We start from the raw sequence: 25,735 nt of genomic DNA, 5'->3' as shown, positions 1-25,735 counted from the left end.
TTAGCTATCCAGCCACAACTGCATCAATGAAATAAGCCTGTCCATATCTACTGGCTTGGTGATATAATCATTAGCACCGGCAGCTATACATTTTTCGCGGTCATCCTTCATGGCCTTTGCGGTTAACGCAATAACAGGCAGTTTAGCCCATTTGTTTTGCTTGCGTATTTGCCGGGTAGCTTCGTAACCATCCATTTTTGGCATCATAATATCCATCAATACAATGTCTATATCGCTTACCTCTTCCAGCTTTTGCAGGGCCTCTTCACCGTCGTTGGCAATTTCTACCACAAGGTCATAACTTTCCAGCGCACTGCTCAATGCAAATATATTACGCATATCGTCATCAACAATTAAAACCTTTTTACCCTTAATGGCATCCTTGCCTTTGGTAATGGTTTTCGGTTTGCCCGGGTTAAGGTTGGCCTGAGGGCCTGTTTCGCTTATCTTATTTAAAAACAAATTCACTTCGTCTATTAACCTGTCTGATGATTTACTTGTTTTAACCACCATGGCATTTGCATACTGCATGAGGCGGTTTACCGATGTTTTATCCAATTCCATTGCCGTATTTATAATAACAGGCAATGCTGCAAACTTATCAACCTCTTTTATCTTATCCAATAAATCTAACCCGGAAATATCCGGCAGGTTCAAATCAAGCACAACGCACTGATACTCGCGCTCATGCAGCATTCTGAAGGCCGATTCGCCGTCAAAAGCCTGATCGACCGTAATCCCCTGGCCTTGCATCAGGTCTTTTAAAGCCTGGCTTTGGGCTTTATGATCTTCTACAAGTAAAATCTGAGTAAATTTGGTACCGCTTCTGGCCATAATATCCCCAAACAATTTATCCAGCGTTTCGGTATTCACGGGTTTTTTCAAAAAGCTGATAGCACCTTCTTTATGTACCCGGTTTGCTGCGGCTTCTCCTGCCGACATCAGGTGCACCGGTATATGCATGGTTGCATCATCCTGCTTAAGCTCTTTTAATATCTGCCAGCCGTCTTTTCCTGGCAGCATGATATCTAATATCACAGCATCCGGCTGCTGTTCTTTAATGATCTCCACAGCATTAGTACCTTCATTAACCATTACAGATTTAAAGCCATGATCGCGTGCATAATCCTGTAGTATAATGGAAAAGTTCTTGTCATCTTCAACTATTACCACAAATGGCTCGTGCCCCGGTTTGGTTTCGTGTTTTGTTACAGATTGCAGGAAATTGGTTGTTGCAGGCTTGTAACTTTCAACAGTTGGTATAGTATCTTCATCCTGGGCTGATGTAAAGCTGGCCTCAAATGGCAATGTGAACACAAACTCGCTGCCTACGCCCTGTTCGCTGGTTACAGTAATTTCGCCACCAAGCAACGACGACAATTCGCGACTGATGGATAAACCTAAACCGGTACCGCCGTATTTACGACTGGTTGAACCATCTGCCTGTTGAAATGCCTCAAAAATAATTTTTTGCTTATCGGCAGGTATTCCAATGCCCGAATCCTTTATTTTAAAGCTAACCGTATTGGGCCTTGGGCCTGCCACGGCATTAACACTGATGGCACCGTTCTCCTGTGTAAACTTGAATGCGTTTGAAAGCAGGTTTTTTATTACCTGCTCGGCCCTCACCTTATCGGTTACGATGGTAGCCGGTACGCCGAATGAATTTGTAGTAAAGTTGATATGCTTATTGCTGGCCACTTCAGCAAACAACGATTGCATATCGCTTAATATATCAGCAATACTTATTTGTTCGTTATTCAGATCCAGCTTACCCGATTCGATCTTGGATAAATCGAGGATATCATTAATAAGCGTAAGCAAGTCATTTCCGGCGTTGAATATTACACTGGCATACTTAATCTGGTCTTCAGAAAGGTTGGCCGGCTTATTATCTTTCAGTATACGGGCCAGTACCAATATACTATTTAGAGGCGTACGTAACTCATGACTCATGTTGGCTAAAAACTCAGATTTATACCTGCCTGTAGTTTCCAATTCTGTAGCCTTTTGGGTAATGGACTGGCGTGCTTCTTCAATGGCCTGGTTCTTTTCTTCAAGCAGGCTGGCCTTTTCTTCCAGCTCGGCGTTTATTGTTCGCAATTCTTCCTGCTGTACCCGAAGTTCCTCTTCTGATGCCTGCAACATCTCTGTTTTATTGATGAGTTCTTCATTGGTTACACGCATTTCTTCCTGTTGTGCTTCCAGTTCTTCGGCCTGTTGTTGTGTTTCCTCGAAAAGGTCGTGCATAATGGTGCGCGCCTGGGCCGTATTAACGGCAATACCAATATCATTGGCAACAAGCTCAACGTATTCTTTTATGTTAGCAGGTACTTCTTCTTTAAAACCAATCTCCAATACACCCTTCAACTTTTTGTCAAAAAAGAAAGGCACTATAAAAGTTTCTATTTCCTGATCAATAAGCGATGTGCTAAGCTGTAACTTTTCGTTTAGTTTACCTTTAACCAAAGCAGAACGTTCATCTTTAGCAGCCTGCCCTATCCATCCTTCAGAAATACGTATTGTTTGTTTGAGAACAGAAGGATCTTTAAAGGCGTAAGAGGCGTAAAGGTCCAGTTTCTCTTCATTTTGGTTATACAGATATAAAGTACCTGTTAACGCATTCGTATATCTGGCAATTTCAGTGAGTACATTATTTGAAAGTTCCTTTTCGCTTTGCTGACCCTGCATTTTGTCATTAAGGGCCCCTGTGCCTGTCAGCAGCCAATTTTTCGCTTCATTCTCTATCAATACCCTTTCAAGTTCGATGTTGGCAATTCTTACCTCTTCTTCTATCTTTTTCTGTCGGGCAAAAGTTGCCTGGATGTAGTAAAACATAATTACTACTATCAACAGGAAAACTGTACACCCAATAACAATAACAATTATTGCCTGCGCCGAAGCTTTATCAGAAGCAGCCTTTCTTTCGGCCAGTAAATTATTCTCTGTTTCAATTACGCGCCTGTTGATATCGCGTATGCTGTCCATGTTCTTTTTGCCACCTAAAAACATCTGGTTGGCAACCATATAATCAAGTCCCTTAGTTTCGCGTATTTCAATATTGTTTTTAAGTACCAGCAACTGGCGGTTTACCAGGTCTTTAAGCGAGTCGATCCTTTTTATCTGTACAGGATTATCCTGCACCATATTACTTAACTGATAAAGGTTCTCTGTTATTTTAGGTACGGCAGCATTGTACGGATCAAGAAACGTTTTATTTGCAGTAGCACCATAGCCACGCATACCGGTTTCCCCGTCAATAAGCAACTGGAGTATGTTATCGGTAGTTTTGATAACCTTTTGAGTATGATCAACCCAAACGGTATCTTCTTCTAACTGCTTAATGCTCTTAAAAGACAGTATACCAACAATTAATACAAGCAAAATGGATACAGAAAAACCAGCTAACACCTGGTAACGGAAGGAAAGCTTGAACATACAGTAGGTTATGGTTTAATGTGGCACAAATATGTTTAAAAAATATGTGTGGCTAAAATACAATTACGTAATAAACAGACTGGTAGTATTATTTCTCAACTAACTGAACGTTTAACGGCTTTTTTATAAATAATGATCCGGCAAGAGATAAAAGTGCGCCTGCAAAAAGCACATACCATCCCCATTTAAACGCGATTTGCCTGCTTAAGAAATTGCCTACACCTTTGAACGGAACAAAACTGAATGAGGTTTTGACCTTAAACAGCGCTGCAATAAATAATAACGCGACTAAAACAACTGCTGCCCAGGCGGCTATACGAGTTACCTTAACCTGATTTAACACCGTACACAAAACACCTATAACGCCTACAAGCAACAGGGCCATACCATATGGCTGGTTAAGTTTATAAACATTCATGTTGAATAAATGAAACGGGCGCAGCAGCGGGCAAAACGTTGCTAAAATGAGTATGATAAAACCTAAGAGAGCAATAAGTGAAGATGGTCGCATTTTGATTACGTATTATTGCTTTATTTCCATCTTATCTGCAAAGTGAGCACAGTAATCACGCAGATCTTCAACAATATTTTTTTCACCTGTGGCACGTAAAAAGGTATCGCCCATGGTTTGCAGCGTTTCGTAAAAGAAGCGCTTCATTTCATCAACCGGCATATCTTTTGTCCACAGGTCAATTTTTAATGTGTTTTTATAACTCTGGTCCCACAGGGAAAGCATCATGGCCTTTACAGGCAGTGCTTCCTGGTTTTTAGAGTCGGTAGACTCCCACATGATATTTTCAGGAACGTTATTATCGTCGAGCGTGATGGTGAGCTTGATTTCAGCTGTTTTCATTTAAAGTACTATTTAACCAGAAAAAATATAATAAGCACCAAAGTTATAAAGCTTAGCTCTACAATCCATAAATTTTTGGTGAGGGTAAAGAAATTGCGGAAAATAAGATCCAAAAATGACACAACGAAGCCAAACAAAATAAAAATCCAGGCAATAGTATTGCTCCAGTTGCCACTTGGCAAACCGTTTATTTTAATACCGGTAATAAATATATAAGCGGCTGCAATAAAAAAAAGGGCGGTTGCAAAATTTAGCGGACTAACCCTGAATTTCCTTTGGTTAGCGCTTTTTGCCAGATCGTTTTGCTCCGCCATATTGTTTGGAAGGTTTTTTATTGATTGCATTATTAGGGTTACGTTTTGCCTTTGTGGCCTCAAATTTCTTTTTCTGGGCAAGTGTTTTCTTCTCGTGGAAAGCGCCCTTAAATTCGGGGTCCTCTTTGCGTTTCTGGGTATCTATTTCACGGGCCTGCTCCTGCCTTTCAGCAAAAGGGGTTTCCTCAATAAATACTTCCTCCGGTATATCAATCACAGGTATGGTTTGCCTGATAAGTTTCTGAATTTTGTTGATGTAATACTGCTCTGAAGGTGCGCAAAAGGTTATTGCAACGCCTTTATTAAAAGCCCTGCCCGTTCGCCCTATACGATGCACATAATCCTCTATAACTACCGGGACATCAAAATTGATAACGTGGCTTACATCGCTCACATCGATACCCCGCGAAGCTACGTCGGTAGCTACGAGTATCTTTACTTCATCATTTTTGAAGGAGTTGATAGAGTTAATGCGGGTATTTTGCCCCTTATTGGCGTGCAGCACCTTGACATCCTGTTCGCCAAACTTTCTGGTCAGGAATTTAAAAATATCTTCGGCCACGGTCCTTGTCTTACAAAAAACGATCAGCTTTTTGATATCGTCCTGCTTATCAAGCAGGTGCTTTAACATATTTACCTTTGTTTTAGTGTTAGGTACATTATAAAGCTGTTGCTCAACGGTTTCGGCGGCTGTAGCTTGTGGCGTTATTTCGATAACGGTTGGAAACTCCAGAAAATTAGCGGCAAGGTTATGTACCTTGTCACTCATAGTGGCGCTGAAAAGCAGGTTCTGCCGCTTTACCGGCACTACTTCCAGGATGCGGTTAATCTGCGGCATAAAGCCCATATCCATCATCTTGTCGGCCTCGTCAAGCACCAATGTCTGCAATTGTTTGGTAACAATATGCCCGGCCAGATAGATATCTAAAAAGCGCCCCGGTGTGGCTACAATCATATCAACGCCCTTGGTTACTTGTTCTATCTGCGTTTTTGGCCCTATACCGCCAAAAAGCACCACAGTTCGCAAATCGGTATTCACTGCGAATGTTTTAATGTTTTCCTCAATCTGCATGGCCAGTTCGCGCGTTGGCGAAACGATGAGTGCACGTGGATTTTCCCCCTGGGCATATTTAAGTTTCATCAGCAAAGGCAAAACATAAGCTGCGGTTTTACCGGTACCGGTTTGTGCTATGCCCATTACATCCTGCCCGTTAAGTATTGGCGGTATAGCTTTTTGCTGTATTGGCGTTGGCTCGGTATAACCGGCATCGGCAATGGCGTTTAATATCTGCCGGTTAAATTTAAAATCATCAAAAGTTACTGCCATAGCCGCAAAGATACACTTTTGTTGTGAGTGATGTGAAGATGAGCGCTGGAGTGGCATATACCATTTAAGGACACTCTTTTAGCAGCGCTCTCAATTATCAACCTGTTATTAATTTTCACCTGCCAAAAACATATATTAGCCTCTTATAAACTTAATATGAATAAACTTTTACTTTCTTTAATTGCATCTTTTTTTGTTTTTGGCAGTGCATTGGCACAAACCGGCAAAGGCCATAAATACGTGGGCGGCAGCTTTTATTTCAATTATGATAAAAACGGAACAACAACCAATTACAGTTTTGATACCGGCACCACCGTTTACACGCAAAAAGACATGGTGAGCCTTAACATTGCGCCGGAGTTTGGTTTTTTTCTGAGCGATAAATGGGCCATTGGCATACAACCCGGTTATACCAGGACATCGGGTACAGAAATTTCAAGTTTTTACTCTGATGTTAACAGCGCCCAAAATTATACTTACGCCAATGATTACCATACCGACTATGTAGGCCTTGCTATCAATTTGCGTTACTATTGGATGCTGAGCGAAAAGGTGGGCATTTTCCCGCAATTTGGTATAAGTTCATCGCATATTCTTAACGATTTTACTAACGGTGGCTTAACCATCGGAGGATCGCCAAATGTGGTGTTTTTTCCGACACCTAAACTGGGCATCAATATGGGTTTTGGCAACGCCAGCTATTACTATAACTACCGCAGCGGCAACACTATTGTTAACCTTAGCTTAAGCAATAGCTTTAATTTCGGGCTGAATTATTATTGGTAATTCGTATCAGATCAGGAATCAAGAAATCAGAATTCATATAAGTACCATTGTCTTGTTACCTGATTCTTTAATCTTGCCGCTATAAAAGCTATCTTTGCCTTATGTCATCTATCCTCATCAAATCTGCGACTATAGTTAACGAAGGTAAACAGTTCACCGGCGATGTGCTGGTAAAAGATGGTTTTATAGAGCGCATCGATTCTTTAATAGACAGCACTGCAGACAAGGAAATAAACGCAGAGGGGTTGCATCTTTTCCCGGGTTGTATTGATGACCAGGTGCACTTTCGTGAACCTGGTTTGACTTATAAAGGCGATATCTATACAGAATCGCGGGCGGCTGTTGCAGGGGGTATCACCTCGTTTATGGAGATGCCCAACACCGTACCTAACACCCTAACGCAACAACTGCTTGAAGATAAGTATCAGATAGCTGCTCATAACTCACTGGCCAACTACTCTTTTTTTATGGGGGCCTCAAACGATAATCTGGATGAGGTTTTGCGTACCGATGCCAGTAAAGTATGTGGTGTTAAAGTTTTCATGGGGTCGTCTACAGGTAATATGCTGGTGGATAACCCTACTACGCTGGAAAAACTTTTTGCGCAATCGCCCATGCTGATCGCTACACATTGCGAAGATGAGGGCACCATAAAACGCAACCTGGCTCATTACAAAGAGCTGCTGGGCGACGATATCCCGGTGCGTTATCATCCTATCATCCGCAGCGAGGAAGCCTGTTACCTATCATCATCAATGGCTGTAGAACTGGCTAAAAAACATAACACGAGGCTGCATATTTTGCATATCTCAACAGCTAAAGAAACACATTTATTTAGCAACGATATGCCTTTGGAAAACAAGCGGATAACAGCCGAAGCTTGCATCCACCATTTGTGGTTTACTGACGCTGATTACGAAACCAGGGGCAATTTTATAAAATGGAACCCTGCAGTAAAAACACAAGCCGATCGTGACGGAATTTTAAAGGCCGTACTTGATGGCCGTATTGATGTGATAGCCACCGACCATGCCCCTCATACCCTGCAGGAGAAACAGCAGCCATATCTTGCTGCACCATCCGGCGGGCCGCTGGTGCAACATGCCCTGGTTGCCATGCTGGAGCTTTATCATCAGGGTAAAATAAGCCTGGAACAAATAGCCCAAAAGATGGCACACAACGTAGCTACTATCTTCCAGGTGGAAAAACGCGGCTTTATACGTGAGGGTTACTGGGCCGACCTGGCGCTGGTAAATCTTAACAAACCATGGCAGGTAAACAAAGGCAATATACTTTATAAGTGTGGCTGGTCGCCTTTTGAGGGTAATACATTCCAGTCGCAGGTTGAAGCAACAATCGTATCAGGTAACCTGGCTTATGAGAACGGCTCGTTTAAAAATGATAAAAGCGGACAAAGGTTGAGTTTTACCCGCTAAAATCTCAATCAATAGCAACATAGGTTTTAAAGGTTGTACCCTCAAAGCCGGTATCGCTTAATATATAAACGTCAAAATCGGTAGTGTAATTACGGTTAAGTGCAGATTGCTATATATACTGCCATACGTCGCCTATATTTTGTGGGAATATGCCTTTTTCTTCAGAAAACACTTTATATTTTGCTGCCGGTATGGCCTTACCTGTAATACCTTCCGAAAGGTACTCGATAGAACTTACTTTATAACCCAGAATAACATTATAATAATCCTGATGATCACTTTCATAATCGGTGTACACGCAGTAAACCTCATTACCTTCCCGGTCGCCCAGTTTTCCGGCTATATCCTCGCTCATTAACCGGTGCCATAGCTGCGCAATATCTTTCATGGCCTGCCCATCCCTATTAATGGTTTGTACTTTTAAACCAGCGACAAAAAACGCCGGTAAATTTTCAACTTCTTCTTTCATATTATTTTTCCAATATCTTTTTCAGTCCACTAAAAACAGCTTGCCAGTTGCTTTCAGAATGCTGCTTAGATGCCTCATCCTTAATATTATCCTGTGTTACAGTTAAAGTAGTAACACCGTTATCTTCATTAAGCTGATAGCTAACATTGGCGTAGTTTTCAGGTTTATCTTGTGTACCGCTCATGCTGCTCCAATAGCTGTATTTTACATATTTCCCTGGCTCAATCTCCTTTATGATGCCTTTATCCTCATAGCTTTTACCATCCCATTCCCCGCTGAAGGTGATAGGGCTACCAACCTGCCAATTAGAATTTAAATTAGTCCCAAAAAAATACTGTTTTACAATTGCAGGATCTGTTAATCCCTTCCACACGTCTGATGCGGGTGCCTTAAAGTTGATCATTGTTGTGAATTTTAACTTGCTCATAATAATTACAATTGATAATGACTATTTAAGATTTATCATACTAACGTGCATAACACTTATTAGTAACACAACAGCAAAGAAAAGGTGTGTCCTGACAACGGTATGTCAGTAGATTTTAATGAATTTCAGATTAACTTAGCTGTTTAACAGCTTAACGTGAATATCCGTTAGGCGATCCAAATTATTGGGGGATTTTTCAGGCGGTCACATTAGAAAAGTTCAGTATGGCTTTGATTTTTGAATATAACTAAACCGGTAACACAATATTGCGCTTTGCTATGGCTTCAACCAATTCGGCTATCCTGTCTTTAACTTGCAAGGGGGATACAACCTCAGCCCTATCTCCAAACATCATGAACCAGCGGGCAAAGCCCTCGGCAGTCATGGTCAGAAAAGTCATTTCAGTTTGTTCTCCAACTTGTTTTTCAGACACAAAGCCGTTGTAATACTTTTGCTGGTTGATATATGGCATTATCTGTGTATCTGCTTTAATCACTATAGTTTCAAGCTTATGCTCTGATGCGGCTTTTGCGATATAATCTTTAAGCGTAGGGTGCTTACCTTCAAACACTGTGTCGGTTTCTGTTAAATGGTGTATCCTGTCCAGCCTGAAATCCCTGTAATCATTACGCATGCGGCACCAGGCAATCAAATGCCAGTAGCTGTCCAGATAAAATATACCAACAGGTTCTATCTCCCGGCTGGTTTTTGTTTGAGTATAACCTGCTGTGTACTCAATAGATAACACCTTCTTATTAATTATACCATTAAGGATGGTTTGTATATGATCCTGATTGTCAACCCTACGCTGTATATGGCTTTTTAAAACCTCTATGTTGCTTTCCATACTATCAAGCAGATCTTTGTCTGTCGATTTCAGTATGGCCCGTATTTTATACATTGCCGACCGGTGTTGCGCTGCCGTAGAGGTATCGGTCATTTTTTCAACAAACTTCTCGGCGGTTAAAAAGGCGGTAGCCTCTTCGCGGGTAAACATAATAGGCGGCAAACGATAACCATCTACCAGCGAATAGCCTACCCCTGCTTCGCCAATGATAGGTACTCCGGCTTCTTCCAGCGATCTGATATCCCGGTAAACCGTACGAAGGCTGATAGCGAACCTGTCGGCAATATCGCATGCTTTAACCACCCTGCGTGATTGCAACTGGATTAAAATGGCGGAAATGCGGTCGATGCGGTTCATACCCCAAAATAAATAAAAAACAAATTACCTTAGTATAAATGTTTATCAAGTATGAAAGCTGATACAGATGATAATATAATCACTTTTGAGCGTTACTACGACCCCATGCTGGCGCATATTGTGCGTACCAAACTTGAGGATGCCGGTATACCCTGCTTTATTGCTGATGATAACATTATAGCCGCAAATCCCTTATTCAATAATGCTGTGGGCGGCATTAAACTCAAAATATTTGAACGCGACCTGCAACGCTGCCGTGAAATACTTGAACAAAGCGGCAATCTGCACGAACATGACCATGTTGAAATTGACGAGGAAAGCCAGGCACCTGTAATTTGCCCTTACTGCGCATCTACCAATGTAAAGCATCGCCTGGCCGATCAGGATTACAGCACCGGTATACCCGGTGTATTGAATACTTTGATAGGTTTTTTTAAGAATCAAAACGAATGGCATTGCTACAATTGCCAGCGCGATTTTGAGTAAGCAATTGTTTTGTATAAAATGTGATACAAAAAATAGAAGTTTAAAGGCTATTGTTATATTTAACCTCATGTACAATAGGCGTAAATTTCTTAAACTCTCAGCGGCAACTGCTTCGTTAGCAGCAATTTCAAAATCAGCTCTTTCAAAAAACCCGACTACTTATCAGGAGAATAACTTCCCTATCGTGATCTCTACCTGGGGTTTTGGCATACCTGCCAACCAGGAAGCCTGGAAAACCTTATCAAAAGGTGGCCGTGCTGTTGATGCTGTTGAAGCAGGCGTACGCATCCCGGAGGCCGATATGACAAATCATACCGTTGGAAGGGCTGGTTACCCTGATAGGGACGGCCATGTTACGCTGGATGCTTGTATAATGGATGAGTTTGGGAACTGTGGTTCTGTTGCCGCAATAGAAGACATTGCCCACCCAATATCTGTAGCCCGCCGGGTGATGGATAAAACACCTCACGTAATGCTTGTTGGCGATGGCGCGCGCCAGTTTGCTATTGAGCAAGGCTTTAAAGCGGAGAAACTGCTTACACCAGAGTCGCGCAAGGCATGGAAAGAATGGCTTAAAACTGCCAAGTATTCGCCTGTCATGAATATCGAGAGCAAACAAAGCAGGCAGGGTAGTAAATACAACCATGACACTATTGGCATGCTGGCGCTTGATGCTAAAGGCAATATCAGCGGTGCCTGTACTACAAGTGGCATGGCCTTTAAAATGCATGGCCGTGTAGGCGATAGCCCAATCATTGGTGCAGGATTGTATGTAGATAACGAGGTTGGCGGTGCTACATCTACGGGTGTTGGCGAAGAAGTGATACGCAATGTAGGCAGCTTTTTGGTTGTGGAACTTATGCGCCAGGGATTATCTCCGGAAGAAGCCTGTAAAGAAGCCGTACAACGTATCATCAAAAAGAAACCGGAAACAGCAAAGCAGATACAAGTTGGGTTTTTAGCGCTTAACAAAAAAGGCGAATACGGCGCTTATGCCATTCAAGACGGTTTTTCATTCGCCGTTTGTGATAGTAAAAAGCAGGACTTGTTGATCCCCGGCAAATATTTCTATAAAGACGGCAAATAATACTAATCCGCAATCTTGTAAATTTGAGGCATAAATCAACTTATTTCATGGTTGATATATTTATGTATTGAAATGGATCCTGAACTATCGCAAAAAATAAATCTTGAAGTTTGTGCTAATAGTGTAACATCGGCCCTTGCTGCACAGCAAGGAGGTGCTATACGTGTAGAACTTTGTGAAAACCTGGCTGAGGGTGGTACTACCCCATCTATGGGGCAGATCCTATTAGCCCGCAAACATCTTCACATCAAATTATATGTTTTGATACGCCCCCGCCGCGGCGATTTCCTGTACAGCGACCTTGAATATGAGGTAATGCAGGCAGATATACGCAGTTGTGTCGAAGCTGGCTGCGATGGTGTAGTTATAGGCATGCTTAAGGCCGATGGATCTATTGACAAGGAACGTTGTACCGAGTTAGTGCGGTTTGCCCGGCAATGGGGTTTGGGTGTTACCTTTCACCGTGCTTTTGATATGTGTGCCGACCAATATCAGGCACTTGAAGATATCATTGAGATGGGTTGCGAACGTATACTTACTTCCGGTGGAAAAACAACCGCCATGGAGGGTGCCAGTACTATTAGTCATTTAGTTGAAAAGGCCGCAGGCCGCATAACGATAATGGCCGGCAGCGGTGTCAGCGAATACAATGTTGCCGATTTGGTACATTTTACAAATGTTACCGAAGTACATTCATCAGCACGCAGCCAGGTAAAAGGGGGCATGGAATACAAAAACGATCACATTTTAATGAGTACAGGTATAGCCGACGAGTTTAGCCTGGACTTTACTGATGTAGCAAGGGTAAAAAAAATATTGGAAGAGGCGAATAGGTAAGCCCGGCTCACGAGGCCTACAATAGCTCCCGCTTGCTAAAAACAATAATTAAAATATACTTACCGGCAACACAATTTCTATCCTGTCCCGCCCGGTACCTCCAAACAGATCAGGGTCTAACAAGCGGCTGTAGCGTACGCCAAATGATACGGATTCCTGGTTAAATATTCTCGTATCAAAAAACAGAGCGCCTCCTACCGACCGGAAGTTAGCTTCAAGCGCACGCCCGTTAGCAAAAAAGTTGGTGGCTGTAGCATGGGTATAATCATAAAATACATTACCACGTAACCTTAATAGGTATAAAAGATTGCCAAAACCTGCGTCCGGATACGCAATAGGGAAATGGTAACTTACAGCGGCGCGCTGCATATCATCTAAACTTTCAGCAGAATACCCATACGAGAATGGGAAATCATTAGAAAAGCCGATAGCGCTGTTTTGCCCTTTATGCTGATAAGCCCCGCTGAGTACTAAACTATGGTTGGTGGCCAGTCCGGGCAGGTAGAATGATCCCGTTGCCAAAAACTGGCTGGCCTCCCGCCCGGCTACTGCATATTTATAATTAAGCCGGATTGTTTGGGCAAAATGCGGATTGATATTTTGCTTAGCCTGTTGCGATTGGTTACTAAAAGATAAAGTATTGCTTAAATACGTGTAATAGCTATCCTTGAATCTGCTTCGAAACGCCTGTTGAAAGGTGTTGCGACTGTAATTGATACTACTTGCTGCCGATAGTGAAGTATAATGCTTCCCTGCACTAAAGTTAAGCGGTACCTGCAAACCCGCATGAAGTGTAGTTTCGTTATAATAAATATTCTGCCCCTGATAAAATCCCCGTCTATCTAAAATATAACTTCCGCCGGCAGAAATATAAGGGAATAAACCACCGTAAGTAGCTTCATAACCAAACTGCTTGTACCCTTCATCTCGGTTATAATTAAATAAAATGCTGGACTGAAAAGTATTTAGCACATTCTGCCCCGCCAGCTCCAGGGAGTAATTCGGATCGTTAATGGTTGGAAAAATACTGTGGAAGTTAAACAAGTTATATGCCTTGCTGTATTTTGAAACAGGCAAATACTGCGGCTGCATTGATGCAAGCAAATTGCTTGCACTATCCTTTTCCAATGCTTGTATGCCAATATCAGAAAGCTTCGGATTTTCAGTAACCGGAGTAAATATTACGTTGTCACGATCAGCTTCGTTTAAACGGTAACCGTAAGCCGTAAAGCTTGTCCACGCCAGTTTATTTTTGCTGATAGCCGGCTGATAGTAACCGATGAGATTTTCCGGAATGCCCTTTACTTCAAACACCGTTTTGCTTCCAACTTTTACCGCAAAAAGCTTATCATTTAACCCTGCTGTGCGGCTAAAATAAACGGTATCGCCGCTTATATGAGTAAATGCAATAGGCGCAAAGCTCCAGGGCAATAAGAAATTATATCCACCGGTTTTGATGTCAATACGGGCGAGCGTCATTTCACCTCTATCATTCCTTACTGCTGCTATCAGCGTATTAGCGTCGTAAAATTTGGGATACGAATAGAACAGGTTGGCTTTGTTAACCACAGTAGCTATAAGTGAGCCGGTTTGCGCATCAAGCAAATGCAATTCGCTTTTACCTGTTGGCGCCACTTGTACGGCAACAATGGTTTTGCCATCAACACTAAATGCAGGTGAAAAATATTTGGTTTTGCGGGTAATGCGCTTTTCTTTTCCTGTGGCCACATCAAATACCATCAACTCGTTATAATTGCGGTAACCCCATCTCAGGTCGGGACGGTAAGAGGCATAAACAATTTTGCCGTTATTAAAGTTGAAATAATTATCATTGGTGATGCCTTGGGTTGCTATAACTTTCTCCTTTTCGCCTGTTTTTATTATAAACTGCGGAATGTGTTTATAGCTTGTTTTAAGATAAATAATGGTACTATCATTAACGTAAGCAGGGTATTCCTGGTCGGCTATAAAATGCTGAGATGTATTTGCTGCCGGTGTAGATGCATCTGCCTTGAATTGCTTTTTAAAATGGTTTAAAGCTGCATTTCTGAATGAGCCATAACTTATGCCCGAATAACGTTTAACAGCGCCTTGCAGCGGATAAAACCCTGTATTGAACGCAGCTGCATCATGTGTTACCTTACGCCAAAAATCATTGGCGTAAGTTTCGCGTCCATAGGCCACCATCATATACCCTAATGGATAGTGATTGGGGGTATAGTCCAGGTAAGAGCCGTTGCGCAGTTTCATCCAGCCATAATCTTTACCGGCTGCCCACAAAGCCCGGTATCCATTAAAAAAAGAGGGCAACCGCCCCCTGCCCTGTGCACTAACCAGCGTTTCGTTATAAACCGCATCACCTTCAAAAAACCAGTCGGGCACGCTTAGGGCATTACCCAGCGCTTGCCCACCCTCCCCGAATATGACCCGCAGGCCATGCGAAAGGCCCACATTAAAATTGTTGTACTGCTGCACATGCCTAAACTCGTGGATGGCCAGTTGCTGTGCCCAGGGTAAACTGCCCACGTCGAAACTGTTTTGCGATGGTGTTAAATAAAACTCACTCCTAAAGGGCGCCAACCCTACATAGGCGTTGGAAATGGTGGTTTGATTTTGCAATACAATGCTTACCTGCTTCTGCTTATAACCAATGGTTGGTTTGATCAGGTTATTCATCTGTGCAATGGTAGCTGCTACATGCCGGGCAACGCTATCCATCCCCTGCGAAAAAATGACACGGGCTGCTGATGTGTTTACCTGTTTCCATTTAACAGAGGGTGGATTACCACCAAACTGCTGGGCCTTAGCAAGAGTAGCAGTGAATAAAACTAATAAAAGAAGCAGGCGTCTCATTGGTCTGAATCAGAATTTTCAGAATTTTAAAATTACAGTATCCTGCCGCAATATAAACATGTCAATTCTGATAATTGACTAATTCTGTAAATCCTGATTCAAATTCCGAAATCCATATGACATTCCATCTGTTAAAACTAAGTACATTTGCGCTTTGACATAATACTATGGCTAAAGTTTCTATCAACCTGGCAACGGGCTCTATCCAAAAAGAAGATATTATTGTCGGCATCGACCTGGGTACCACTAATTCACTGGTAGCCTTTATCGATCCTGATAAAAACCCGAGGGTAATTAACGATTCGGGTAAAGGTGTGCTGGTTCCATCTGTAGTGCATTTTAGCCCTGCAGGCGAAATTACCGTAGGCAACGAGGCTAAAGAATACTTGACCACCGATCCTCAAAACACTATCTTTTCAGTAAAACGATTGCTGGGCCGCTCTTATGCCGATGTAAAAAACTATCAGAGCTTTTTCAGCTATAAAATTATTGATGACGATTCCGAAAGCCTTGTAAAGATCAAGGTTGGCGATAAGTTTTATACGCCAATTGAACTTTCTGGCCTGATATTAAAGGAGCTTAAGGAACGTGCAGAGCACGCGCTTAAAACACCTGTTACCCGCGCGGTGATTACCGTACCGGCTTACTTCAACGATTCGCAGCGCCAGGCTACCCGCGATGCCGGTAAACTGGCCGGCCTGGATGTTTTACGTATCGTAAACGAGCCTACTGCCGCCAGCCTGGCTTATGGCATTGGCTTGAACCCTGATGAAACCAAGACTATTGCCGTTTACGATTTAGGCGGAGGTACTTTTGATGTTTCCATCCTGCAGATACAAAACGGCATCTTTGAGGTACTTTCTACTAACGGTGATACCTTTTTAGGTGGTGACGATTTTGACCGTGCCATTGCCGATTACTGGATAGAAAAAAACAATCTGGATAAAACCGAACTGGCTGATAATCGTGAACTTACACAGCAACTACGCCTTAAAGCTGAGGAAGCGAAGAAAGCTTTTGCCCACCAAAGCTTGTTTAACGAGAGGCTGGGCGATATATGGTGTACGCTTGACAGGAATACCTTTGAAGAACTTATTCTACCAAAGGTACAGCAAACCATTACCAGTTGCCAAAACGCGCTTAAAGATGCAAAGCTTACCGTTAACGATATTGACGAAGTAGTAATGGTAGGCGGCAGCACCCGTACCGCATTGGTAAAAAGGATGGTTTCGGATTTTTTTGGCCGCGAGGTGCATGATGACCTTAACCCGGATGAGGTGGTTGCCCTTGGTGCTGCCATACAGGCCGACGTGCTGGCTGGTAACCGCAGTGATATATTACTGCTGGATGTTACCCCCCTATCCCTTGGTATTGAGACCATGGGCGGCTTAATGGATACCATCATTCCGCGTAACTCGAAGATTCCTACCAAAGCCGGCCGACAGTACACTACCTCAAAAGATGGACAGGTAAACATGAAAATTGCCGTTTACCAGGGCGAGCGCGACCTGATCACAGAAAACCGTAAACTGGCCGAATTTGAACTAAAAGGCATCCCTGCAATGCCGGCGGGGTTTCCGAAGGTAGATATTAACTTCATTCTAAATGCCGATGGCATACTCAAGGTACAGGCCATTGAATTACGCAGCGGTGTGAAACAGGAAGTTGAGGTAAAACCGGCTTATGGCATAACCGACGATGTAGTTGAGCAAATGTTGATGGACAGTATAACCAATGCCAAAGATGATGTGAGCGCCCGCATGCTCATAGAGGCAAAAACAGAAGCCGAACAAATGATCTATACTGTTGAACGTTTCCTGGAAAAAAATGGCAGCCTGCTATCCGAAGAGGAAACAAAAGAAACTCATGTTTATACCGAGGCTTTAAAAGCTGCTTTAAGCACTGGTGACAAAGATTTGATTCATACGAAAATTGATGAGTTGAATAACCTTACCCGGCCTTTTGCCGAGCGGGTAATGGATGTAGCGATAGCTACTGCCATGAAAGGCAAAAGTATTGAAGGTAACGAATAGAAATGTCTGTAAATAACAAATCCCCTTTCGGGGATTTGATTTAATCATTTTAAGCCTTGCTCACGCAACGCTGAAATATTATTACTGCTGCTATAATCATCTGTCTGGCTTGCAAAATCTTCCAGTATGCTGGTGATGGTATCTAAATTATCAGATACGCGCTGGTGCATATCAGGCAAATCCTTTTCGAGTCTTTTATTGCCAAGGTCAATATTATCTACTTCAATCTTGCTGATCTTTTGTATCAGCGCCTGTTGGCTGTTTCTTAAATCTTCCAATTCATGGACTATTTTTTCCATCAATTCAAATTTTTTAATCTTATCCATAAGTATCTTATTTAATCCTACTTGTAGCTAATACAATGCCAAATAAAAATCAATTTGCTTTTATCATATATAACTAATAATTTAGTTGATATGAAAGGCTTTATGATTCTCTTATTTACTATTTGCGTAACTTCTACAACTTTTGCACAACGGGCATTAAAGCTTAATAATGCCATACTCCTCGAATACTACCAAAACCAAAAATTTGCTGAGGCAGCCGACTATCTTAAAAAAACATACCAGGAACCGGTTATTGATGTGAAAGCTTTAAGCCAATTGGCATATACATCCAACATGGCGGGCCGGCTGACTGATGCTGAGGCCTATTATCAGCGAATTTACAGTATCGACTCAACCAATACCGGCGTTTTATTCAGCCTTGGCAGTATCAATCTTCGCCGTGGGAACAACATTAAAGCCGAAAATTATTATAGACAAATAATTGCCAGGGATAGCACTAACTTTATGGTGTACAAACAACTGGCAAAACTAAGCGATGGCAGGAACGATATCCCTAACCGCATAGCCTATCTTCAAAAAGCAAACCAGTTAAACCCTACCGAACCCGATGTAGCATCAGACCTTAGCAATTTGTATGTGGCTATAAAATTAACACAGCAAGCCGAAAAGGTGTTGAGCAAGGCAATAGAGGCCGATCAGGAAAACATTGTTTTGCTTAACAGTCTTATAAAGCTTCAATACGCACAAAAAAAATGGCCGGAAACAATAGCTACCGGTTTGAAATTAGTGCAAAATGGTGATAACAGTGGCGAGGTATTAAGCAAAGTGGGTATTGCCTATTATAACATAAAAAACTATGAATGCGCACTGGCAGCGTTATTAGGCATAGACAAAATTGCCCAAAATGAAACGTCATATTATTTCACTGCATTGGCTTATAAAGCTCTTAAGGATCAGCACATGGCTATCTTATTTTTAGAGCAGGCGCTTAAAGATGGCATTACTCCTAACGCCGGTGCTTATTATGGCGAGATTGCGGATAGCAATGAAAAACTTAAAAGATATATATCAGCCGTTAAATCTTATCAAAAGGGGCTTCAGTTTGAGGAGTCGCCGATGATGTATTATGCGCTGGCCAACGTTTATGATACTTATTTAAAGGATAAAAAGAATGCTGTTAAATACTATAAAAAATACCTTTCAGGTAAACCTCCTGTTGAAAAGCAGCAAGCTTATATTGATTACAGCAAAAGCAGGATAGTGATTTTAGGTAAGTAAGCAATTTATGGCTTGATTAACGGTTCATCAGCCTTGCCACATACTTACCTATGATATCAAACTCAAGGTTAACTATCGAGCCTTCGCGAACGTTATGGAGGTTGGTATGCTCATACGTATATGGAATAATTGCAACCGAAAAATAATCCGGTACTGAGTTTACTACGGTAAGGCTTATGCCGTTTACACAAATGGAGCCCTTTTCAACGATTACATTACCTTTTAAGGGGTCATACTGAAAGGTATATTCCCAACTGCCTTCAAGCTCGGTAAATTTTGTGCAAACAGCCGTCTGGTCCACATGGCCCTGAACGATATGGCCGTCCAGACGGGCATTCATTTGCATACAGCGCTCCAGGTTTACCGGCTCCCCGGTTTTAAGATGAGAAAGATTGGTTTTATTAAGCGTTTCTTCGATAGCCGTAACGGTGTGTGTGCCATCAGCAAGGGCAACCACTGTAAGGCAAACGCCATTATGGGCGACAGACTGATCTATCTTCAGCTCATTTGAAATGGCCGATTCAATAGTAATATGCAGATTACCCTGCTCGGTACGCAGGTTAGTTACTTTTCCTAAAGTTTCAATAATACCGGTAAACATAGTGGCAAAAGTAAGTAATTTACTAATGGCTAATGTTTGTGAAACATCATAAAAAAAGCGGATAGTTACCTACCCGCTTTTAGTGTATCATTAAATATCCGTTAACGAATTTCAATATCTATCACCTTACCATCAAAAGACACTTTTGCTTTGTGGTTGCCCAGATATTGTATGGTTCCGCTAAAGCTGAATTCTCTTCCATCATTAGTTCCGTTAGAGACAAAGTCTGCGGTACCTGCAGCCAGGTCAAACGGTTTGGTAGTAGCATCAATCACCATTCCTTTCAAAACGTAGGAGTTATTTTGTATCATCAACTCGTTGGCATTCTTTTTAGACTGTGTTTTAACTGTTGATATCTGTGTACCATCTACCTGCATTTTTGCATACTTATCTACCAAAGCTTTTAATATATAATTTTCTTTTACAGTATAAGTATAAGTATTTACAGTGTTGAAACCAGTGTTTACATAGTTGCCGGTATAAAGGTAACCGTTGGGCTGGTTTTTGTCATCGCAGCTGATCACAAACTTGTTAGCACCTGTCATAACATCTTTTATGCTGTCACCTTTTGTATAAGTATTATCAAATGGCTGATCAATTACTTGTCCGCAGGTTAACTCATTTATCTTTTTACCATTCACTACACTGTTGCCTGCCGGGAGGCCGGTTACATTGTTTTGGCTGGTGATGGTGTTGCCAAAAGATTTATAAAGATTTACCGCTATTGCAGTTGCTATCTCGGTATCGTTATTTGTGGTAACTTTTGTTTCTTTGGTACAAGCCGAGTAAAAGGTGATTGCTAAAGCAGAGAAAGCTAAGGCAGCAACAGATCTGAATTTGATAAACATGAGGTAATAAGGTTAATTAATTTTGACCAAAAGTACTTCATTGATAATCAATTAGCCAAAAATATTTTCACTTTACTGAAACAAAATTTCAGATAAAGAAATAAGAAAAACCTTTAAATTTACTTGCGCCTCACTTAATTTTTTAACGCTTATTTAAAGCAACTGGTTAACCCCACTCGTCTGTTTCGTAAGTCTTTACCTCCCCCGATAATTGATTTCAAGTTGGTAAGATAAAAGGTCCACCCTATCTGGCATTGCACCAGCAGGTTTTTCTCCGGATCATCCTCGGGCGGGATGTTGTTTTGATCCAGATCAATAATTGTCAGCCCGTTTTGATTTTTAAAGGATACAGTAACAATACTATCACCAGTAAAGGTAAACTTTAACAGATCATGGCCGTTTGCTTCTATCACTTTGCCTTTCTGCAGCACATCATTATCATACCCATGCCAATACCAGGTATAATGATCATCTTTATTGATATGTTCATCCGAACTACGTGTGCGACCGGCTATAGTACTGAAATCTGCTTTCCGTAAAAACCACTTTTCTAACCCGCCTGGTGTTGCCCAGGCTAAATAAAGGCTGCGCATATCAGCATTATAATCGGCGCACAGTTTAAACTTGTTCCACCGTGAATCTTCCATAAGGATATAATTGATCATTAAAACTAAGTATAATAATCAGCGTTTTACAGTAATTTGAAATAAAATAATATGATTAAACAAAGCGCCGGCATTTTGCTTTATCGCCGTACAAACGGCTTAACACAAGTATTCCTTGTTCACCCGGGTGGCCCGTTCTTCCGAAAGAAAGACGAAGGTGCGTGGTCAATACCCAAGGGCGAGTTTCCTGAGGACGAAGATCCATTATTGGGGGCACAGCGCGAGTTCATAGAAGAAGTTGGTAAACCAGTCAGCGGCAACTTCATAAAATTGAAGCCGGTTAAGCAAAATAGCGGCAAAACAGTACATGCGTGGGCTGTAGAGGGCGACATAGATCATACCAATATCGTAAGCAATACCTTTGAGATAGAGTGGCCACCCAAATCGGGCAAGCGGGCTATTTACCCGGAGATTGACCGGGCGGGTTGGTTCACTATAGATATTGCCAAAACCAAAATCATCCCCGAGCAGGTAAAATTGCTGGAAGAGCTGGAAAACTTTATCTGAACAGCCTAATAGCTTGTACGGTTTTTGACCCAGTTGGCCGATGAAACTTCAGCTGTAGCTGGCGCTGTTACAGCTTTTACTGACATTAATTTTTCCATTAATAAAGCGGCTATTTCAGCTTCGTCAGCGCTTTCGGTATTCAGTACTTCCGGAGTGAAATACTTTTTCACAAAATGTGTATCGAAGTTACCTGATGTAAACGCCTCGTGCTGCATTACAAACGCCCCGAAAGACAAGGTTGTAGTTATACCGGTTATCTGATACTCATTAATGGCTCTTATCATTCGCTCAATAGCCTCCCTGCGATCTTTACCATAAGTAATTAGTTTGGCTATCATTGGGTCGTAATAAATAGGAATTTCCATGCCTTGCTCAAAGCCATCATCAACCCGTACACCTGGCCCTTTGGGAGTTATGTAGGTTTGCAGCCTGCCTATATCCGGCAGAAAATCATTTGCCGGATCTTCGGCGTAAACACGCAGTTCCATTGCATGCCCATTGATCTCTAAATCTTCCTGCTTAAAACTGATCGCCTCGCCGCGCGCAATTCTTATTTGTTCTTTCACCAGGTCGATACCGCTTATTAATTCGGTAACCGGATGCTCTACCTGCAGCCGGGTATTCATCTCTAAAAAATAAAAATTGAGCCCATCATCCATAATAAACTCAACTGTACCGGCCCCGGTATAATTGACTGAACGGGCTACATCTACCGCGCACTTTCCCATCTGTTCTCTTAGCTCTGGTGTAAGCACAGCAGATGGAGCTTCTTCAATAACCTTTTGATGGCGGCGTTGCACAGAGCAATCGCGCTCAAAAAGATGCACGATATTACCATGTGTATCGCCAAGCACCTGTATTTCTATATGCTTCGGTGAGGATACATATCGCTCTATAAACACGGCTCCATCGCCAAAAGCCGATGTTGCTTCAGACACAGCAAGGTTCATCTGTTCCTCAAAATGCTCAGCGGATTCTACTATGCGCATTCCTTTGCCCCCACCACCGGCAGCTGCTTTTATCAGTATAGGGAAGCCTACTTCAATAGCGCGCTGCTTAGCTTCGGCAATATCGGTAATGGCTTCTTCTGTTCCGGGCACCATCGGTATATTATACTGCAAGGCTGCAGCTTTGGCAGATAGTTTATTACCCATGATCTCCATTGCCTCGGGCGAAGGGCCTATCAATATCAGACCAGCCTCGCGCACCTGACGTGCAAAAGAAGCGTTTTCACTTAAAAAGCCATATCCGGGATGTATTGCTTCGGCGCCTGTAAGTTTACAGGCATCAATTATTTTTTGTGCTACAAGATAGGATTGATTGGATGGAGCAGGGCCTATAAATACTGCCTCATCCGCATAACGCACATGCAATGCATCGCGGTCTGCCTCAGAGTAAACAGCAACAGTTTTGACGCCCATTTCTCGGGCGGAGCGCATTACACGCAGTGCGATTTCGCCACGGTTGGCAACCAGGATTTTTTGCATAGATTAACAAATGTAATTAATCTGAGCAAACGTCAAAATAAAGCATTAACGCTTCTCTTCTTTGCCTTTTGATTTCCTGATAATTAAAAAAAGGGCTAACACTACAAAAACCGCTATGATTACAAATGCAATTGGTAGTAACATATCTTTAATATTTAATATATTAATTAATACATTAAACTAAAAGATATAGTTTTTGCAAATGTAAATTAAGATACTTTCTGCACGCCTGCAACAATATGTTCTTTTTCGATCTTTTTTTGCAGCTCGAGTATAGCGCCGATCAATGACTCGGGGCGCGGAGGGCAGCCCTGTACATAAACATCTACAGGTATAACCTTGTCAACCCCCTTTACCACATGGTAGCCATGCTGCCAGTATGGCCCGCCGCAATTAGAGCATGAGCCCATAGATATCACATATTTAGGATCGGGCATTTGCTCATACAGGCGTTTGATACGCTCGGCCATTTTAAAGGTAACCGTACCTGCGATGATAATAACGTCTGACTGCCGCGCCGAAGGCCTTGGGAAAACGCCAAAACGATCAAGGTCGTAACTGGAAGCCATGGCTCCCATCATTTCTATGGCACAGCAGGCTATACCAAAGCTCATAGGCCATAACGAGGATAAACGTGCCCAATTAAGCAGGTCATCCATTTTTGTGACCATAATGCCACCGTTTTCATGTGTTATGTCAGGCATCATTTGCGGGCTTTTTAAAAGTTGGTTTAAACATTGGTTTACGTGCCGTAGATGCTGCTTCGGCTGCAGGAGCAGCATCGTCAACTGGCGTTATTTCAAAACTTTTTATCTGATATTTTGCCTGTTCAGCATTAAGTTGCTCGTATAAATTTTTAGGCACACGTACATCTGTTTGCGGGCGCAATGCAGTTGGCTTTATCCAATTCAGATCTCCCTTTACCCAAACGTAAACCAGGCCCAAGATCAGTATACATAAAAAGATCACCATCTCTATGAAAGAGAGCCATCCCCAGCGTGCATCCGCAGCCTGTAAATCATGGTTGCCAAAAACGGTAGCCCAGGGGAAAACAAATACCATCTCTACATCAAACAACAAAAAAACAAGCGCTATTACATAAAAGCGGGAATTAAACGGCAGCCATGCATTTCCGGTTGGTTCTTCGCCACATTCATAGGTAGTCAGCTTATCGGGCGTTGGATTACGGGGCGCTAAAAAGCGGTTGGCAAAAAAAAGACCGCCAAGTGCTATTGTACCGGTAATTAAAAAGATAAGTATCTTTCCAAATTCAGATATTTGCGCCACACCATCCATGACTGCAAATTTAACAAATCAATCGCACTTTGATGCTATAATAATTGGCGGCGGCGCCTGCGGATTAACATGTGCCGTTCAGGCCGGCTTTTTAGGCAAGCGTACATTAATACTGGAAAAGAATGACCGTGTTGGCGCCAAAATACTCATTAGCGGTGGCGGGCGCTGCAATTATACTAATCTTTACACTACGCATAAACAGTTTATTTCTCAAAACGAACACTTTAGCCGCTCGGCCCTTTCGCAATGGACGGTGGATGATACCATATCTTTTTTTGAAACATATGGCATTGAAGGACAGGAAAAGACACTTGGCCAGCTATTTCCTGTAACCAATAAAGCCAAAGATATTGTTAACGTTTTTACAAATCTGTGCCGCGACCTTGATCAGGAAATATGGTGTGATACGGAAGTGATCAGTGTGGACAGGGCAACTGGCGGCTTTTCAGTTTCCATATCACGTAACGAACGAAAAGAAACCTTGTATGCGCCTAAAATAGTGATTGCCAGTGGTGGCCTGCCTGTGCAAAAGCTTGGAGCATCTGATTTTGGCCTTCGTATGGCACGTAAATTCGGTTTAAAGGTAACCGAAACGTCTCCGGCTTTAGTACCGCTTACCATTACCGGTAAAGATCAGCAATGGTATCAGCAGCTATCGGGCAACAGTATGTTTTGCAGGGTATGGAACGACAGAGTCAGCTTTGAAGAAAACATATTGTTTACCCACTGGGGATTAAGCGGACCCGCTATTTTGCAGATATCATCCTATTGGAAGCCCGGAGAGTACATTTATATCGATCTGCTTCCGGGTAAAAAAATCACTGAATTAATTACTCTGGAGCGCGAAGCAAATGGTAAAAGGATGCTGCTTAATTACCTGTCATCATTATTTACTCGCAAATTTGCAGAGGCGCTAAGCGATCATCTGCCCGTCGACAAAAATCTGGCATCCCTTTCAAAGACGGATATGGAAATTATAAACAACCTGATACATCAGTTTAAAGTAAAGCCCGCCGGTACAAAAGGTTATGATAAAGCCGAGGTGATGACAGGCGGTGTTGATACCAATGAGCTATCTTCAAAAACACTGGAAGCAAAAAAAATCCCCGGCCTGTTCTTTGGCGGCGAATGCGTAGATGTTACAGGATGGCTTGGCGGTTACAACTTTCAGTGGGCATGGGCAAGCGGCTTTGTAATCGCCCAAAATTTATAAACC

25 protein-coding genes are annotated in these 25,735 nt (G+C 42.3%); 9 read left to right on the top strand and 16 right to left on the bottom strand.

Translation table 11 applies throughout. The features are described from left to right. The 5 genes from ACFQZX_RS12555 to ACFQZX_RS12535 all read right to left on the bottom strand — a co-directional run bounded on the left by ACFQZX_RS12555 (position 1) and on the right by ACFQZX_RS12535 (position 5,932). On the bottom strand, positions 1-3,438 hold the full coding sequence (locus ACFQZX_RS12555) for a response regulator (protein ID WP_377115806.1): 3,438 nt from the start codon (positions 3,436-3,438) through the stop codon (positions 1-3). A gap of 88 nt (positions 3,439-3,526) precedes the next feature. Then, entirely contained in the window at positions 3,527-3,856 is a 330-nt protein-coding gene (locus ACFQZX_RS12550) for a hypothetical protein (RefSeq protein WP_377115804.1), read from the bottom strand. A gap of 105 nt (positions 3,857-3,961) precedes the next feature. After that, the gene (gldC, locus tag ACFQZX_RS12545; protein ID WP_377115802.1) at positions 3,962-4,291 is read right to left on the bottom strand and encodes a gliding motility protein GldC; all 330 of its coding nucleotides are present in this window, start codon (positions 4,289-4,291) and stop codon (positions 3,962-3,964) included. A gap of 8 nt (positions 4,292-4,299) precedes the next feature. Then, complete coding sequence (locus ACFQZX_RS12540) at positions 4,300-4,605, bottom strand: hypothetical protein (RefSeq protein WP_377115800.1); 306 nt, start codon at positions 4,603-4,605, stop codon at positions 4,300-4,302. Beyond that, positions 4,571-5,932, bottom strand: coding sequence for a DEAD/DEAH box helicase (locus ACFQZX_RS12535; protein ID WP_377115798.1), 1,362 nt, complete (start codon positions 5,930-5,932; stop codon positions 4,571-4,573). The genes ACFQZX_RS12540 and ACFQZX_RS12535 overlap by 35 nt, the downstream gene beginning before the upstream one ends. 156 nt (positions 5,933-6,088) lie before the next feature. Here ACFQZX_RS12535 and ACFQZX_RS12530 point away from each other — a divergent pair, with 156 nt between their 5' ends. Together ACFQZX_RS12530 and ACFQZX_RS12525 are read left to right on the top strand one after the other, a co-directional pair. Beyond that, positions 6,089-6,718 carry a hypothetical protein gene (locus tag ACFQZX_RS12530; RefSeq protein ID WP_377115796.1) on the top strand — a complete coding sequence of 210 codons (630 nt, stop codon included), beginning with the start codon at positions 6,089-6,091 and terminating at the stop codon, positions 6,716-6,718. 101 nt (positions 6,719-6,819) lie between these two features. Then, positions 6,820-8,154, top strand: coding sequence for a dihydroorotase (locus ACFQZX_RS12525; protein WP_377115794.1), 1,335 nt, complete (start codon positions 6,820-6,822; stop codon positions 8,152-8,154). A 109-nt stretch (positions 8,155-8,263) separates the two neighbouring features. Here the strand turns inward: ACFQZX_RS12525 and ACFQZX_RS12520 are convergent, their stop codons facing one another. From ACFQZX_RS12520 to ACFQZX_RS12510, 3 genes are all read right to left on the bottom strand, one after another. Further along, on the bottom strand, positions 8,264-8,623 hold the full coding sequence (locus tag ACFQZX_RS12520) for a GyrI-like domain-containing protein (protein ID WP_377115792.1): 360 nt from the start codon (positions 8,621-8,623) through the stop codon (positions 8,264-8,266). Position 8,624: 1 nt separating this feature from the next. Further along, complete coding sequence (locus ACFQZX_RS12515; RefSeq protein ID WP_377115790.1) at positions 8,625-9,050, bottom strand: SRPBCC family protein; 426 nt, start codon at positions 9,048-9,050, stop codon at positions 8,625-8,627. Between the two features lie 247 nt (positions 9,051-9,297). After that, the gene (locus ACFQZX_RS12510; protein WP_377115788.1) at positions 9,298-10,254 is read right to left on the bottom strand and encodes a helix-turn-helix transcriptional regulator; all 957 of its coding nucleotides are present in this window, start codon (positions 10,252-10,254) and stop codon (positions 9,298-9,300) included. Between the two features lie 51 nt (positions 10,255-10,305). Here ACFQZX_RS12510 and ACFQZX_RS12505 point away from each other — a divergent pair, with 51 nt between their 5' ends. The 3 genes from ACFQZX_RS12505 to ACFQZX_RS12495 all read left to right on the top strand — a co-directional run bounded on the left by ACFQZX_RS12505 (position 10,306) and on the right by ACFQZX_RS12495 (position 12,664). Next, on the top strand, positions 10,306-10,740 hold the full coding sequence (locus ACFQZX_RS12505; RefSeq protein ID WP_377115786.1) for a putative signal transducing protein: 435 nt from the start codon (positions 10,306-10,308) through the stop codon (positions 10,738-10,740). Between the two features lie 67 nt (positions 10,741-10,807). Then, a complete protein-coding gene (locus ACFQZX_RS12500; protein WP_377115784.1) occupies positions 10,808-11,827 on the top strand; it encodes a N(4)-(beta-N-acetylglucosaminyl)-L-asparaginase in 1,020 nt (339 codons plus the stop codon). Between the two features lie 72 nt (positions 11,828-11,899). After that, positions 11,900-12,664, top strand: coding sequence for a copper homeostasis protein CutC (locus tag ACFQZX_RS12495; protein WP_377115782.1), 765 nt, complete (start codon positions 11,900-11,902; stop codon positions 12,662-12,664). 48 nt (positions 12,665-12,712) lie between these two features. On the opposite strand, the gene ACFQZX_RS12490 is transcribed toward ACFQZX_RS12495, so the two are convergent. Continuing rightward, positions 12,713-15,517 (bottom strand): TolB family protein, encoded by a 2,805-nt coding sequence (locus ACFQZX_RS12490; RefSeq protein ID WP_377115780.1) that lies wholly within the window; start codon positions 15,515-15,517, stop codon positions 12,713-12,715. 167 nt (positions 15,518-15,684) lie between these two features. On the opposite strand from ACFQZX_RS12490, the gene hscA reads away from it, so the two are divergent. Then, entirely contained in the window at positions 15,685-17,550 is a 1,866-nt protein-coding gene (gene hscA, locus ACFQZX_RS12485) for a Fe-S protein assembly chaperone HscA (protein ID WP_377115778.1), read from the top strand. 44 nt (positions 17,551-17,594) lie between these two features. Here hscA and ACFQZX_RS12480 read toward each other — a convergent pair whose 3' ends face one another. Continuing rightward, positions 17,595-17,876 (bottom strand): hypothetical protein, encoded by a 282-nt coding sequence (locus ACFQZX_RS12480; protein WP_377115776.1) that lies wholly within the window; start codon positions 17,874-17,876, stop codon positions 17,595-17,597. Positions 17,877-17,978: 102 nt separating this feature from the next. On the opposite strand from ACFQZX_RS12480, the gene ACFQZX_RS12475 reads away from it, so the two are divergent. Continuing rightward, positions 17,979-19,115 (top strand): tetratricopeptide repeat protein, encoded by a 1,137-nt coding sequence (locus tag ACFQZX_RS12475; RefSeq protein WP_377115774.1) that lies wholly within the window; start codon positions 17,979-17,981, stop codon positions 19,113-19,115. Positions 19,116-19,131: 16 nt separating this feature from the next. On the opposite strand, the gene ACFQZX_RS12470 is transcribed toward ACFQZX_RS12475, so the two are convergent. The 3 genes from ACFQZX_RS12470 to ACFQZX_RS12460 form a co-directional block, all read right to left on the bottom strand. Further along, positions 19,132-19,716, bottom strand: coding sequence for a riboflavin synthase (locus ACFQZX_RS12470; protein WP_377115773.1), 585 nt, complete (start codon positions 19,714-19,716; stop codon positions 19,132-19,134). 101 nt (positions 19,717-19,817) lie between these two features. Next, on the bottom strand, positions 19,818-20,564 hold the full coding sequence (locus ACFQZX_RS12465; protein WP_377115771.1) for a hypothetical protein: 747 nt from the start codon (positions 20,562-20,564) through the stop codon (positions 19,818-19,820). Between the two features lie 149 nt (positions 20,565-20,713). Next, positions 20,714-21,211, bottom strand: a complete 498-nt coding sequence (locus tag ACFQZX_RS12460; protein WP_377115769.1) for an SRPBCC family protein — start codon at positions 21,209-21,211, stop codon at positions 20,714-20,716. A 69-nt stretch (positions 21,212-21,280) separates the two neighbouring features. Here ACFQZX_RS12460 and ACFQZX_RS12455 point away from each other — a divergent pair, with 69 nt between their 5' ends. Further along, on the top strand, positions 21,281-21,736 hold the full coding sequence (locus ACFQZX_RS12455) for an NUDIX domain-containing protein (protein ID WP_377115767.1): 456 nt from the start codon (positions 21,281-21,283) through the stop codon (positions 21,734-21,736). Between the two features lie 5 nt (positions 21,737-21,741). On the opposite strand, the gene accC is transcribed toward ACFQZX_RS12455, so the two are convergent. From accC to ACFQZX_RS12440, 3 genes are all read right to left on the bottom strand, one after another. Continuing rightward, complete coding sequence (accC, locus tag ACFQZX_RS12450) at positions 21,742-23,223, bottom strand: acetyl-CoA carboxylase biotin carboxylase subunit (protein ID WP_377115765.1); 1,482 nt, start codon at positions 23,221-23,223, stop codon at positions 21,742-21,744. Positions 23,224-23,432: 209 nt separating this feature from the next. Continuing rightward, the gene (locus tag ACFQZX_RS12445; protein ID WP_449288929.1) at positions 23,433-23,930 is read right to left on the bottom strand and encodes an NADH-quinone oxidoreductase subunit B; all 498 of its coding nucleotides are present in this window, start codon (positions 23,928-23,930) and stop codon (positions 23,433-23,435) included. Further along, a complete protein-coding gene (locus tag ACFQZX_RS12440) occupies positions 23,920-24,519 on the bottom strand; it encodes an NADH-quinone oxidoreductase subunit A (protein ID WP_377115761.1) in 600 nt (199 codons plus the stop codon). Before ACFQZX_RS12440 ends, ACFQZX_RS12445 begins: the two co-directional genes overlap by 11 nt. Between ACFQZX_RS12440 and ACFQZX_RS12435 the strand changes: the two genes are divergently transcribed. Continuing rightward, a complete protein-coding gene (locus tag ACFQZX_RS12435; protein WP_377115759.1) occupies positions 24,518-25,732 on the top strand; it encodes a BaiN/RdsA family NAD(P)/FAD-dependent oxidoreductase in 1,215 nt (404 codons plus the stop codon). The two genes, ACFQZX_RS12440 and ACFQZX_RS12435, sit on opposite strands and share 2 nt — an antisense overlap. The last annotated feature ends 3 nt before the right edge of the window (positions 25,733-25,735 follow it).

This window comes from Mucilaginibacter litoreus, from assembly GCF_042676805.1.
Taxonomy (GTDB): domain Bacteria; phylum Bacteroidota; class Bacteroidia; order Sphingobacteriales; family Sphingobacteriaceae; genus Mucilaginibacter; species Mucilaginibacter litoreus.
Note: the sequence above shows the minus strand (reverse complement) of the source record. Positions and strands in the feature narration are given on the sequence as shown.

What these genes read in the sequence shown, in the direction of transcription:
- ACFQZX_RS12555 (WP_377115806.1), bottom strand. Translation starts at nt 3,438, where the DNA reads ATGTTCAAGCTTTCCTTCCGTTACCAGGTGTTAGCTGGTTTTTCTGTA.
- ACFQZX_RS12550 (WP_377115804.1), bottom strand. Translation starts at nt 3,856, where the DNA reads ATGAATGTTTATAAACTTAACCAGCCATATGGTATGGCCCTGTTGCTT.
- gldC (WP_377115802.1), bottom strand. Translation starts at nt 4,291, where the DNA reads ATGAAAACAGCTGAAATCAAGCTCACCATCACGCTCGACGATAATAAC.
- ACFQZX_RS12540 (WP_377115800.1), bottom strand. Translation starts at nt 4,605, where the DNA reads ATGGCGGAGCAAAACGATCTGGCAAAAAGCGCTAACCAAAGGAAATTC.
- ACFQZX_RS12535 (WP_377115798.1), bottom strand. Translation starts at nt 5,932, where the DNA reads ATGGCAGTAACTTTTGATGATTTTAAATTTAACCGGCAGATATTAAAC.
- ACFQZX_RS12530 (WP_377115796.1), top strand. Translation starts at nt 6,089, where the DNA reads ATGAATAAACTTTTACTTTCTTTAATTGCATCTTTTTTTGTTTTTGGC.
- ACFQZX_RS12525 (WP_377115794.1), top strand. Translation starts at nt 6,820, where the DNA reads ATGTCATCTATCCTCATCAAATCTGCGACTATAGTTAACGAAGGTAAA.
- ACFQZX_RS12520 (WP_377115792.1), bottom strand. Translation starts at nt 8,623, where the DNA reads ATGAAAGAAGAAGTTGAAAATTTACCGGCGTTTTTTGTCGCTGGTTTA.
- ACFQZX_RS12515 (WP_377115790.1), bottom strand. Translation starts at nt 9,050, where the DNA reads ATGAGCAAGTTAAAATTCACAACAATGATCAACTTTAAGGCACCCGCA.
- ACFQZX_RS12510 (WP_377115788.1), bottom strand. Translation starts at nt 10,254, where the DNA reads ATGAACCGCATCGACCGCATTTCCGCCATTTTAATCCAGTTGCAATCA.
- ACFQZX_RS12505 (WP_377115786.1), top strand. Translation starts at nt 10,306, where the DNA reads ATGAAAGCTGATACAGATGATAATATAATCACTTTTGAGCGTTACTAC.
- ACFQZX_RS12500 (WP_377115784.1), top strand. Translation starts at nt 10,808, where the DNA reads ATGTACAATAGGCGTAAATTTCTTAAACTCTCAGCGGCAACTGCTTCG.
- ACFQZX_RS12495 (WP_377115782.1), top strand. Translation starts at nt 11,900, where the DNA reads ATGGATCCTGAACTATCGCAAAAAATAAATCTTGAAGTTTGTGCTAAT.
- ACFQZX_RS12490 (WP_377115780.1), bottom strand. Translation starts at nt 15,517, where the DNA reads ATGAGACGCCTGCTTCTTTTATTAGTTTTATTCACTGCTACTCTTGCT.
- hscA (WP_377115778.1), top strand. Translation starts at nt 15,685, where the DNA reads ATGGCTAAAGTTTCTATCAACCTGGCAACGGGCTCTATCCAAAAAGAA.
- ACFQZX_RS12480 (WP_377115776.1), bottom strand. Translation starts at nt 17,876, where the DNA reads ATGGATAAGATTAAAAAATTTGAATTGATGGAAAAAATAGTCCATGAA.
- ACFQZX_RS12475 (WP_377115774.1), top strand. Translation starts at nt 17,979, where the DNA reads ATGATTCTCTTATTTACTATTTGCGTAACTTCTACAACTTTTGCACAA.
- ACFQZX_RS12470 (WP_377115773.1), bottom strand. Translation starts at nt 19,716, where the DNA reads ATGTTTACCGGTATTATTGAAACTTTAGGAAAAGTAACTAACCTGCGT.
- ACFQZX_RS12465 (WP_377115771.1), bottom strand. Translation starts at nt 20,564, where the DNA reads ATGTTTATCAAATTCAGATCTGTTGCTGCCTTAGCTTTCTCTGCTTTA.
- ACFQZX_RS12460 (WP_377115769.1), bottom strand. Translation starts at nt 21,211, where the DNA reads ATGGAAGATTCACGGTGGAACAAGTTTAAACTGTGCGCCGATTATAAT.
- ACFQZX_RS12455 (WP_377115767.1), top strand. Translation starts at nt 21,281, where the DNA reads ATGATTAAACAAAGCGCCGGCATTTTGCTTTATCGCCGTACAAACGGC.
- accC (WP_377115765.1), bottom strand. Translation starts at nt 23,223, where the DNA reads ATGCAAAAAATCCTGGTTGCCAACCGTGGCGAAATCGCACTGCGTGTA.
- ACFQZX_RS12445 (WP_449288929.1), bottom strand. Translation starts at nt 23,930, where the DNA reads ATGATGCCTGACATAACACATGAAAACGGTGGCATTATGGTCACAAAA.
- ACFQZX_RS12435 (WP_377115759.1), top strand. Translation starts at nt 24,518, where the DNA reads ATGACTGCAAATTTAACAAATCAATCGCACTTTGATGCTATAATAATT.
- ACFQZX_RS12440 (WP_377115761.1), bottom strand. Translation starts at nt 24,519, where the DNA reads ATGGATGGTGTGGCGCAAATATCTGAATTTGGAAAGATACTTATCTTT.